Below are 11,223 nucleotides of genomic sequence, written 5' to 3'. Positions count from 1 at the left end.
ATCATTGCTAAGTGGAAAACGATGTGGGAAGGCCCAGACAGCCAGGAGGTTGGCTTAGAAGCAGCCACCCTTTAAAGAAAGCGTAATAGCTCACTGGTCGAGTCGGCCTGCGCGGAAGATTCAACGGGGCTTAAGCAATGTACCGAAGCTGCGGATGCAGGTTTACCTGCATGGTAGAGGAGCGTTCCGTACGCCTGCGAAGGTGAACCGAGAGGTTTGCTGGAGGTATCGGAAGTGCGAATGCTGACATGAGTAACGATAAAACGGGTGAAAAACCCGTTCGCCGAAAGCCCAAGGTTTCCTAGCGCAACGTTAATCGGCGCAGGGTGAGTCGGCCCCTAAGGCGAGGCGGAAACGCGTAGTCGATGGGAAGCAGGTTAATATTCCTGCACCAGTTGTTACTGCGATGGAGAGACGGAGAAGGCTATGTACGCCGGGCGATGGTTGTCCCGGTCCAAGCAGGTAGGCAGGTCCCTTAGGCAAATCCGGGGGATCAATGCCGAGACGTGATGGGGAGCCCCCTATGTGGGGCGAAGGTATTGATGCCATGCTTCCAGGAAAATCTTCTAAGCTTCAGGTAACAACTGACCGTACCGTAAACCGACACAGGTAGGCAGGGTGAGAATCCCAAGGCGCTTGAGAGAACTCGGGTGAAGGAACTAGGCAAAATGGTACCGTAACTTCGGGAGAAGGTACGCCTCTGGCGGTGATGGGACTTGCTCCCTGAGCTTCTGGAGGCCGCAGTGACCAGGTGGCTGCGACTGTTTATTAAAAACACAGCACTCTGCAAACACGCAAGTGGACGTATAGGGTGTGACGCCTGCCCGGTGCCGGAAGGTTAAGTGATGGGGTTAGCTTCGGCGAAGCTCTTGATCGAAGCCCCGGTAAACGGCGGCCGTAACTATAACGGTCCTAAGGTAGCGAAATTCCTTGTCGGGTAAGTTCCGACCTGCACGAATGGCGTAACGATGGCCACACTGTCTCCACCCGAGACTCAGTGAAATTGAATTCGCCGTGAAGATGCGGCGTACCCGCGGCAAGACGGAAAGACCCCGTGAACCTTTACTATAGCTTCACATTGAACTTCGGTTATTCCTGTGTAGGATAGGTGGGAGGCTTTGAAGCGTAGACGCTAGTCTGCGTCGAGCCAACCTTGAAATACCACCCTGGTGTAACTGGAGTTCTAACCTCGAACCGTTATCCGGTTCAGGGACAATGTGTGGTGGGTAGTTTGACTGGGGCGGTCTCCTCCCAAAGAGTAACGGAGGAGCACGAAGGTACCCTCAGCACGGTCGGACATCGTGCGGTGAGTGCAAAGGCACAAGGGTGCTTGACTGCGAGATCGACGGATCGAGCAGGTGCGAAAGCAGGTCTTAGTGATCCGGTGGTTCTGTATGGAAGGGCCATCGCTCAACGGATAAAAGGTACTCCGGGGATAACAGGCTGATACCGCCCAAGAGTTCATATCGACGGCGGTGTTTGGCACCTCGATGTCGGCTCATCACATCCTGGGGCTGTAGCCGGTCCCAAGGGTATGGCTGTTCGCCATTTAAAGTGGTACGCGAGCTGGGTTTAGAACGTCGTGAGACAGTTCGGTCCCTATCTGCCGTGGGCGCTTGAAACTTGAGGAAATCTGCTCCTAGTACGAGAGGACCGGAGTGGACGATCCGCTGGTGTTCCGGTTGTATCGCCAGATGCATTGCCGGGTAGCTACGATCGGCAGGGATAACCGCTGAAAGCATCTAAGCGGGAAGCCCATTCCAAGATTAGGTTTCACTGGACCCTTGAGGTCCCTGAAGGGCCCTGGAAGACGACCAGGTTGATAGGCTGGATGTGGAAGTACAGTAATGTATGAAGCTAACCAGTACTAATTGCCCGTGAGGCTTGGTCATATAACACCAAAGCCAATTGGAGAGCCAACACTCTCCTGCGATGACACGACTGACGCTCTTGAACAGATTCCGACTTCCTGCTTTTGTAGATGGCAGGGAGTTCCCGGACCAGGTCTAGAATATTTTTCGGACCTTGCCCGGATAATGGTTAGCCTTGCCTGGTGGCAATAGCGGCGTGGAACCACCCGATCCCATCCCGAACTCGGAAGTGAAACGCGCCAGCGCCGATGGTAGTGCGGCATTCGCCGTGTGAGAGTAGGTCACTGCCAGGCATTTATCCTGAAAGCCCCGAGGCGCTCGACGCTTCGGGGCTTTTTTTATGCCTGTGCAGTCGCGTCAGCGGCTGGCAGTGACCAACGGTCACGCACGGGCGCTCTCCACACGGGCGCTTCTTGCGCTTCGCGCAAACCGCACCCGTGTTCCGAGCTGTGCTGCCAAGCATTTATGTTGTCGCAACCCTTCGGGTCGCGGGATTGTTTGAATTCGCTAGCTTGCTTTGTGCCCTCCGCCTCCACCTACTGACGGTGGATGTGGCAAGCTATCGCCTAATCCTCTGCACACCAAACCGTGTCCACGCTTCGATTCGCCATACTTCTCGGCATGACCGTGGCTATCGGGCCGTTTGCGCTCGATACCTATTTGCCGGCCTTTCCGGAGATTGCCGCCGACCTGGGTGTCGATCTGCCGGCGGTGGGCCGGACCTTGAGTGTCTACGTGTTTGCACTGGGGCTGGCGCAGCTGGTGGCTGGACCCTTGTCCGACCGGTACGGGCGGCGGGTGGTGTTGTTCAGCGGGCTGGGTCTCTTTGCTGTTGCCAGCGTGATGGTTGCATTGTCCGAGGGGCTCGGGGCCATGATGTTCTGGCGGATGATCCAGGCGGTGGGCGGTGCCTGTTGTGCCGTTTCGGTTCCCGCGATCGTTCGCGACCGGACGCACGGGCAGGCTTCCGCGAGCTTGTTCTCGCTCATCGGTATCGTGATGTTGGTGGCACCGGCGCTTGCCCCGGCGATCGGATCAGTGCTTCTCTACCAGTTCAGCTGGCCGGCAATCTTCATTTTCCTGGCGGCTTACGCACTGGTTGTGGCGGCCACCCTGCAGCGGCTACTGTTTCGGCATCTTCCGGCAGCCGCGAAGATTCGTACCCCCGTCCACACGCTGGTGACCAACTACATCAAGGTCGTCAGCCACGGCACGACCATGCGTTTCATCGCCATTCAGACCCTGGCATTCAGCGTCATGTTGGTGTTCATCACCCACGCCTCGTTTATCTACCAGGACTGGTTCGGGGTCTCGAACCGGACTTTCTCACTGCTCTTTGCCGCAAGTGTCGCCGGGATGGTCGCCGCCAATCTGCTCAATCGCCGCCTGCTCAAGTCCTTCCACTCGACCCGGATCCTGCGCGCGGGCTGCATGATCCAGGCCGTGGCGGTACTGTCCCTGCTGGGGGTGCTGGCAAGCGGAGGCGGATTGCTGGCTGTCGCGTCCAGCCTGGTCGTCATCGGCGGTTGCCTGGGTGTGATCATTCCGAACAATATTGCCAACGCGCTGGAATTCTTTCCGAAGCTGGGCGGGACGGCCAGCGCGCTTCTCGGCGCAACCCAGTTCACACTGGGCGGGTTGATCAGCGCCATGTCGACCGTGCTAGTGGGTGCCACACCCCTGCCAATCGCGCTCGTGATGGCCGCTTGCACGCTCTCGGCGCTCGGATTCGCGCTTGGCGCGCCCAGGGCCATGCGCGACGCGATGGATCTACAATCGCGCGAACGCGAGACCATCGGTCGCGGTTGAAGCAAGTAGGACCGACACGACCAGCACCGCGCTCCCCGAGTCGGCTGTTGCGCTCCCCGTCAGGAATCCATCTGCACGCGCTGGAGGCTTCTATGCCTGCTCGCGTGCGGGTTCATCCCCGCTGCTCAGGTTGTTGAAGCGATCCGTATCGAGTTCGCCCTCGCTGTTGGCGACGATGCAGGTCACCGTGGCGTCGCCGGTAACATTGACGGCCGTGCGGGTCATGTCCAGGACCCGGTCGACGCCGAGAATCAGCGCGATACCCTCGGCCGGCAGTCCGACCTGAGCCAGAACACCGGCGAGCAGAATCAGGCCGACGCCGGGCACTCCGGCGGCCCCGATCGATGCCATGACCACCATGAAGATCACCATGAGGTACTGCGACAAGGATAGATCGACGCCGTAGTACTGCGCGATAAAGCCCACCGCGATGCCCTGCATGATGGCCGTGCCGTCCATGTTGATGGTCGCGCCCAGCGGGATCGTGAACGAGCTGATGCGGTTGCTCGCACCCATGCGTTCCTGCACCGCCCGCAGGGTCACGGGAATGGTCGCCCCAGACGATGCCGTAGAGAATGCAAAGGCCATGACGTCCCGGAACTGGCGATAGAAGGTGATGGGGCTCAGGCCGGTAAAGGTCTTGAGCAGCAGCGGGTAGACGACCGCTGCGTGGAGTACCAGCATCCCCAGCACCAGGAAGACGTACTTGATCACTCCGGCAAAGGTGCCCCAACCGGTCGTTGCCGCCATACCCGCGATCAGGGCGAACACCCCGTAGGGTGCGATCAGCATGACGATGCCGACGAGCTTCATGACCACTTCCATGAAGTCCTTGAAGAATTCCCCGATGCGCTGCCCGGACTTGCCGGCAAAAGATATCGCCAGGCCAAGCAGGATCGAGAAGATTATGATCGGCAGCATGTTGCCCTCAGCCATCGCATTGACCGGGTTGCTGGGCACGAGATCGATCAGTACCTGGGAGAACGCCGGCGCCTCGGAAATCTCGGGCGTTTCCATACCGACCGGGCTGGCGCCCACGCCGGTCTGGAAAACCATGCCGGCCAACAGCGCGAGCACGATCGCGATACATGTGGTGATCAGGTACAGCCCGATGGCCTTGCTGCTGACGCGTCCCAGGCTCTTGGGGTCGGCCAGGGAAGCGACCCCGGCAATGAGCGAGACGAATACGATTGGAACGATCAACATGCTCAGAAAACGCACGAACATCTCGCCAACAACCTCGAACAGGCCGCCAACGACATACTTCTGGATCCACTCGACGTCGCCCAGAAGAAGATTGATCACAAGCCCCGTGCACAAGCCCAGGACCAGGGCGATGAGGATGTGCGTGCTCAGTTTGTGATGATCGAAGCGATGTTCCTGCGTCATGGACTCGATTCCGATTTTGCGGGATGCGGTGAGGGTAGCGCACCGGAAGGGGTCGGTCTAGCGGCTTAAAAGAAGGTTTCAGGGTTCAGGGGTGCGGTTTCCGGGTTCCGGGTTCCGGTTTCCGGACTACGGACTACGGACGCATAGTCGCACCGTCGCACCGACGCACCGACCCACACCCCTCCGGCACCCGGCGCCCGGCCGGTATAATGCGCGGTTCAAATCAACGATGCCGAAAACCGATGAGCAGCAGCGATACGCCGGACGTTCCGACCAACTTCATTCGCAACCGGATCCGCAAGGAGCTGGAGGCGGGGCAGTACGACAAGATCGTCACCCGCTTTCCGCCGGAGCCCAACGGTTACCTGCATCTGGGTCACGCCAAGTCTATCGTCCTCAATTTCAGCCTGCCGGAGGAGTTCGGTGGCTACACCAACCTGCGCTTCGACGACACCAACCCGGCCAGGGAAGAGCAGCGCTACGTCGATGCCATCAAGACCGATGTCGCCTGGCTGGGCTACGAGTGGAAGAAAGAGTGCTACGCGTCAGATTACTTCCAGACCCTCTACGAATATGCCCTGCACCTGATCGACAACGGCCTGGCCTACATCGACTCTCAGGACGCCGATGCCATCAGGGAGCAGCGCGGCACGCTGACCGAACCGGGCACGCCGAGTCCGGACCGGGACCGCGATCCGGACGAGAGTCGCGACCTGTTCGAGCGCATGCGCGACGGAGAATTCGGCGACGGTGCCTACGTGCTGCGCGCCAAGATCGACATGGCCGCGCCCAACATCAATCTTCGCGACCCGGTGATCTACCGAATTCGACACCAATCCCACCCGCGCACCGGCGATAAATGGTGCATTTACCCCAGCTACGATTTCGCCCACGGCCAGTCGGACGCCATCGAGCAGATCACCCATTCCCTATGCACGCTCGAGTTCGAAGATCACCGGCCGCTCTATGACTGGCTGCTTGACCACCTGCCGGTGTCGTCACGCCCCTACCAGATCGAATTCTCGCGCCTCAACCTGGATTTCACCGTCCTGTCCAAGCGCAAACTGACACGCCTGGTCGACGAAGGCCATGTGGACGGCTGGGACGACCCGCGCATGCCGACCATCGCCGGCATCCGCCGTCGCGGTTTCACGCCGGAGTCGATTCGGAACTTCTGCAACGAGATCGGCGTGACCAAGTCGGAGAGCATCATTCCCTTCGGCGCGCTTGAGCGAAACCTCCGGGACGACCTCAACGTGCGCGCCCCGCGACGCATGGCGGTGCTGCGCCCGCTCAAGCTCGTGCTGACCAACTTTCCCGAAGGCGAAACCGAATGGGTCAAGGCCGCCAACCACCCGCAGGACCCGGGAATGGGCACGCGAGAAGTCGCGCTCACCCGCGAGCTCTACATCGAGCACGACGATTTCATGGAAGAGGCGCCTAGGAAATTCTTCCGCCTCAAGCCCGGCGGCGAAGTCCGCCTGCGCAACGCTTTCATCATCCAGTGCGACGAAGTCATCAAGGATGACGCCGGCAACGTGATCGAACTGCGCTGCAGCTTCGACCCCGAAACCCGCTCGGGCCAGCCCGGCGCCGACCGCAAGGTCAAGGGCACCATCCACTGGGTTTCGGCCGAGCATTCGGTCAAGTCCGAAGTGCGCCTCTACGATCGCTTGTTCAACGTGCCGCATCCCGGCGGTGACAAGGAGCGCGACTTCGTCGAACACCTCAACCCCGATTCGCTCGAGGTGCTCGACAACGCCCGGCTCGAGGCCGGCCTGGAGCAGGCCGCGCCCGGCGAATTCGTTCAGTTCGAGCGCCTGGGCTACTTCGTGCCCGACCCCGACACTTCGGCAGAGCGGCCGGTGTTCAACCGCGCCGTGACCCTGCGCGATACCTGGGCCAAGCTCGAGAAACAGCTGCGTAACAACTGAGTGCAATCGGGTTTCCAGGCACTACCTCCGCGTTGATTGCCTCAGAGCCTGGATCGACGGCTGGGGCACCACAACCAGCCCCGGCCGTGGTGGTTCATTGGTCCAGGTCGAAGGCCAGCTCCTGTACGACCGTCTGCGCCCGTGGCTGGCCGTCGACGATGGCCGGCTTCCAGGTCCAGCGGCGAACCGCCTGGATGGCGGCCTGGTCGAAGACCCCGCGCGGCTCGGCTTCGAGCACCCGGACGTCGCCGACGCGGCCGTGCGCATCGATCTCCACCGACACGCGCACCCAGCCCTCGATGCCGTTGAGCGCGGCCTCGCGCGGATACGGCGGTGGCACCGTTGCCACGGGCCGGGCGCCGCCACTGTTGTTGCGGGCCGAAGGGTTGGCGAAATCGGCGGTGTAGACCGCGACCGAATCTCGCGTCGGGTTTCGGGAGGCCTCAATGTCCAGCGACCGGTCGATTTGCTCGACTTCGGCGATCACATCGTTGGTCGGAAGCGGCTCCTGCGGTTCGGGCTTCTCGGGCATCTCCCGGACCTTGTCCTCGGGCGGATCCGGTATGTCCACCGGGCCGAAGCGAATGCTGGTGACCGGTGGATGGGAAACTGGTGCCGTGCCTTCGTGATCGATCAGCCGGTGCATGAGGTAGAACGCCGAAAGCGTGACGACCGCGGCCAGTGCCACGGTGGCGAGGTAGCGAAGAACGGATGTCATGAGCTGCCCTCCCTGCTCGGGCTTGTGAAACAGCCTGCGAAAAAACGCGCTATGTTTCACGCAGCCTGTAATCGTTCCGACCCGGAGCGGGGCAGAGGGTTCCCGCCGATTTCGCTCCGCGGGCGACGCAACGATCGAGCTACAGCGGCTCGGCCAGCCGGCAGCCTTCGAGATCGGGGTGTCGGCGAACGAAGAACACGTTGACGGCCGGATCGGAATCCAGGGGCGGTTCCAGGAACCACTCGTCGCCTTCGGGGCCGGTCAGCTCGTAGCCGCTGCCGCTGGCCGTCCAGTCGCCTTGACGGCTTCCGGCATCGACCAGCGTGTAGCCGTCCTCCCAGCGCTGGCGCTCGAGCCGATAGCTGTGATCGACCCGCAGAAAGAGTTCGACGGGCTGACCCTTGCAGCTGCCGGCGAGGTGGGCGCGCACCTTGAGCTTCGGTGCCTGATCCGGCTCGGGCCGATGAAGGTAGAGCCCGAGGTTGCCGGCGGTGAAACTGTGATTGCCGTAGCCTTCGCGCTCGATGCGGATCGACTCACCCGGAGCCGCAAGCATTTCTTCGAGCGCCTGCGCCCGGTTGAAGGCCCGGGCGCTGTCGCCGTGCACGATCACCGTTTCGGCGACCTCGAGCCCGCCCGGCGTTTCGGCGTAGTTGATGCGGTGCCGGTAGCCGGCCGCCTCGAGGCGCTCCCCCGCGGCCCGGACTTCCGGGTGATCGGGCTGGTTGGAAAAGATGTGAACGGTCACGACATCCGCCGGTCGCGTGGCGCAGGCGGCCAGGCTGGCCACCAGCGTCAACGCGATCAGCCGCCGGATCGTCATTGCTTGCGGCTGTGTTCGCGCACCGTCTCGACCAGCACGGACACGTGCTCGGGCGGCACTTCCGGCGTGATGCCGTGGCCGAGGTTGAAGATATGACCCGGACCGGAGCCGAAACTGTCGAGCACGCGCCTGGCTTCTTCGGCGATCACCTCGGGCGTGGTCAGCAATACGGCCGGATCGAGATTGCCCTGCAGCGCCACCCGGTCGCCCACGCGCACGCGCGCCTCGGCCAGGTCGATCGTCCAGTCCACGCCCAGGCCGGCGCAGCCGGTCTCGGCCAGGTTCTCCAGGTGTTGGCCACAGCCCTTGCCGAACAGAATCACCGGCGTGTCGGGGCAGGTCGCCTTGAGTTTCTCGACGATGCGCTGCTGCGAGGCCAGCGAGAACTGGTTGTAGAGCCGCGGCGAGAGAATGCCGCCCCAGGAATCGAACAGCATCAACGCATCGGCGCCGGCGGCCACCTGCGCGGCCAGGTAATCGGCGGTGGCGTCGGCCAGATGGTTCATCAGCCGCCCGGCGGCCTCGGGCTCGGCCAGCAGCATCTTCTTTGCGCGGGCAAAGTCCTTGCTGCTGCGTCCCTCGATCATGTAGGTCGCCACCGTCCAGGGACTGCCGGCGAAGCCGATCAGCGGCGTGCCCTCGGGCAACGACTCGCGAATCATGCGCACGGCATCCATCACGTAGCCGGTGTCGTCCTCGGCGTCGGGCATGGGCAGCGCGTCGATGTCGGCCACGGTGCGCACTGGCCGCTCGAAGTACGGCCCCTCGCCGGGCTTGAAGCCCAGCCCGCGGCCCATCACGTGCGGCAGGATCAGGATGTCGGAAAAAAGGATGGCGGCGTCGAAGCCATAGCGCTCGATCGGCTGCAGCGTGACTTCGCAGGCCAGCTCCGGCGTGCCGGCGAGCTGCAGAAAACTGCCCGCTCGCTCGCGGGTGGCGAGGTACTCGGGCAGGTAGCGGCCGGCCTGGCGCATCAGCCAGATGGGCGTGCGTTCGACCGGTTCGCGCCGCAGCGCGCGCATCAGCAGGGAATCGGATCTCGGGGTCATGATTGGTCCAGTATTTCGCGAATATCGTCGGCCGGACAGGTCTCCACCGTGGCCTGCCCGATGGCTTCGAGCAGCACCACGCGAATCCGGTCGGCACGATTCTTCTTGTCCAGTCGCATCAGGGCCAGCAGGCGGTCGCGGTCGACATCGTCGGGCAGCGCCGTGGGCAATTCAAGGTGTTCGAGCAGGTGCACCAGGCGCTGCGAAGTGCCCACGCGCAGCTTGCCCAGCAGCTCGCTCAAGCGCGTGGCCAGCACCATGCCGATGGCGACGGCTTCGCCGTGGCGGTAGCGGGTGTAGCCGGTCGCGGTCTCGAGCGCGTGGCCGAATGTATGCCCGAAATTCAGCAGGGCGCGCTCGCCCGCCTCGCGCTCGTCGGCGGCGACCACCTCGGCCTTGTGGCCGACCGAGGTATGCACGGCCTCCAGCAGGGCGTCGGGCATGCGCGCGCCGAGCGCCTGGGCGCGGCTTTCCAGCCAGGAGAAGAAACGCTCGTCGCGGATGGCGCCGTACTTGACCACTTCGGCCAGTCCGGCGCGATAGTCGCGGTCTTCGAGCGTGACCAGGGCGTCGATATCGGCCACCACCGCGGCCGGCTGGTGGAAAGCGCCGATCAGGTTCTTGCCGCCACTGTGATTGACGCCGGTCTTGCCGCCCACGGCGGCATCCACCTGGGCCAGCAGGGTGGTCGGCATCTGGACGACGCGGATGCCGCGCATGTAGCTGGCCGCGGCGAAACCGCCCAGGTCGCCGACCACGCCGCCGCCGAGCGCGAGCACGGTCGCATCGCGTTGGGCTCCCATATCGACCAGCTCGTCGAGCACGCGCTGCCAGTTGGCCACCGTCTTGGCTTCCTCGCCGACCGGCAGGACCAGCGAGCGCCAGCGCCGGTCTTCGTCGAGCACACGGCCGACGCGTTCGAGGTATTGGCCGGCCACGGTTTCATCCGTGACGACCAGGACGCGGCCTTCGAGGTGGCGTTGCCAGATGCTGGGCATGGCCAGCAAGCCCTGCCCGACGTAGACGGGGTAGCTGCCGCTTGTCGTGTGAACCTGGGTGACTTTCATGATGCCTGTGCCTGTCGACGGTGGGCTTTCACTTGCCGCATCACGGCTGCCGCCATGGCCGCGGGCGAAATGTTGCTCGAGCGAATGACCAGGTCGGCGCAGGATTCGTAGATCGGGTTGCGGTTTTCGGCCAGTTCCTGCAGGCGTCGCCGGCGATCCGGCGCCTGCAGCAGCGGGCGCTGTTTGTCGCGCTCGAGTCGTCTGAGCTGCTGCTCCACGCTGGTCTGCAGGTAGACCACCAGGCCGCGCTCGGTCAGCATCCTGCGGTTGTCCTCGTTGAGGACGCTGCCGCCGCCGGTTGCCAGGACCAGTCCGTCGCGCCGGGTCAGTTCATCGAGCAGGGCCGATTCGCGCTGGCGAAAGCCGGCCTCGCCCTCGATGTCGAAAATTACCGCCACCTCGACGCCGCAGCGATCCTGCAGTTCCAGGTCCAGGTCGAGGAATTCCATGCCGAGTCGCCGGGCGAGGTGGCGGCCGACAGTCGTCTTGCCCGAGCCCATCGGGCCGATCAGGAAGATGCGTTCGGGGGGCTCGCGTTCGCTTGTGCTGTTCATGCCGGCCGC

8 protein-coding genes and 2 rRNA genes (1 of these 10 only partly in view) are annotated in these 11,223 nt (G+C 62.9%); 4 read left to right on the top strand and 6 right to left on the bottom strand.

Features of this window, described 5'->3' with window-relative positions; genetic code table 11:
• The 3 genes from ACDC67_RS07415 to ACDC67_RS07405 form a co-directional block, all read left to right on the top strand.
• Window positions 1–1,892 (top strand): 23S ribosomal RNA (locus ACDC67_RS07415) (it extends 993 nt beyond the left edge of the window).
• Window positions 1,893–2,049: 157 nt separating this feature from the next.
• Window positions 2,050–2,164 (top strand): 5S ribosomal RNA (rrf, locus tag ACDC67_RS07410).
• A gap of 295 nt (window positions 2,165–2,459) precedes the next feature.
• Complete coding sequence (locus ACDC67_RS07405) at window positions 2,460–3,680, top strand: multidrug effflux MFS transporter (protein WP_376691923.1); 1,221 nt, start codon at window positions 2,460–2,462, stop codon at window positions 3,678–3,680.
• 90 nt (window positions 3,681–3,770) lie between these two features.
• Here ACDC67_RS07405 and ACDC67_RS07400 read toward each other — a convergent pair whose 3' ends face one another.
• Window positions 3,771–5,069, bottom strand: a complete 1,299-nt coding sequence (locus ACDC67_RS07400) for a dicarboxylate/amino acid:cation symporter (protein ID WP_376691921.1) — start codon at window positions 5,067–5,069, stop codon at window positions 3,771–3,773.
• A 242-nt stretch (window positions 5,070–5,311) separates the two neighbouring features.
• Between ACDC67_RS07400 and ACDC67_RS07395 the strand changes: the two genes are divergently transcribed.
• Window positions 5,312–7,003 carry a glutamine--tRNA ligase/YqeY domain fusion protein gene (locus tag ACDC67_RS07395; protein WP_376691920.1) on the top strand — a complete coding sequence of 564 codons (1,692 nt, stop codon included), beginning with the start codon at window positions 5,312–5,314 and terminating at the stop codon, window positions 7,001–7,003.
• A gap of 94 nt (window positions 7,004–7,097) precedes the next feature.
• On the opposite strand, the gene ACDC67_RS07390 is transcribed toward ACDC67_RS07395, so the two are convergent.
• The 5 genes from ACDC67_RS07390 to aroK form a co-directional block, all read right to left on the bottom strand.
• Window positions 7,098–7,721, bottom strand: a complete 624-nt coding sequence (locus ACDC67_RS07390) for an energy transducer TonB (protein WP_376691918.1) — start codon at window positions 7,719–7,721, stop codon at window positions 7,098–7,100.
• A 139-nt stretch (window positions 7,722–7,860) separates the two neighbouring features.
• Window positions 7,861–8,544 (bottom strand): hypothetical protein, encoded by a 684-nt coding sequence (locus ACDC67_RS07385; protein WP_376691916.1) that lies wholly within the window; start codon window positions 8,542–8,544, stop codon window positions 7,861–7,863.
• The gene (hemE, locus tag ACDC67_RS07380) at window positions 8,541–9,593 is read right to left on the bottom strand and encodes a uroporphyrinogen decarboxylase (RefSeq protein WP_376691914.1); all 1,053 of its coding nucleotides are present in this window, start codon (window positions 9,591–9,593) and stop codon (window positions 8,541–8,543) included. The genes ACDC67_RS07385 and hemE overlap by 4 nt, the downstream gene beginning before the upstream one ends.
• Window positions 9,590–10,660: a 3-dehydroquinate synthase gene (gene aroB, locus ACDC67_RS07375; RefSeq protein ID WP_376691912.1), complete on the bottom strand. Its 1,071-nt coding sequence runs from the start codon at window positions 10,658–10,660 to the stop codon at window positions 9,590–9,592. The genes hemE and aroB overlap by 4 nt, the downstream gene beginning before the upstream one ends.
• On the bottom strand, window positions 10,657–11,214 hold the full coding sequence (gene aroK, locus ACDC67_RS07370) for a shikimate kinase AroK (protein ID WP_376691910.1): 558 nt from the start codon (window positions 11,212–11,214) through the stop codon (window positions 10,657–10,659). Before aroK ends, aroB begins: the two co-directional genes overlap by 4 nt.
• Window positions 11,215–11,223: the final 9 nt, after the last annotated feature.

This window comes from Wenzhouxiangella indolica (assembly GCF_042310355.1).
Taxonomy (GTDB): Bacteria; Pseudomonadota; Gammaproteobacteria; order Xanthomonadales; family Wenzhouxiangellaceae; genus Wenzhouxiangella.
The sequence above is the reverse complement of the archived record's forward strand: the minus strand, read 5'-3'. Positions and strand labels throughout refer to the sequence as shown.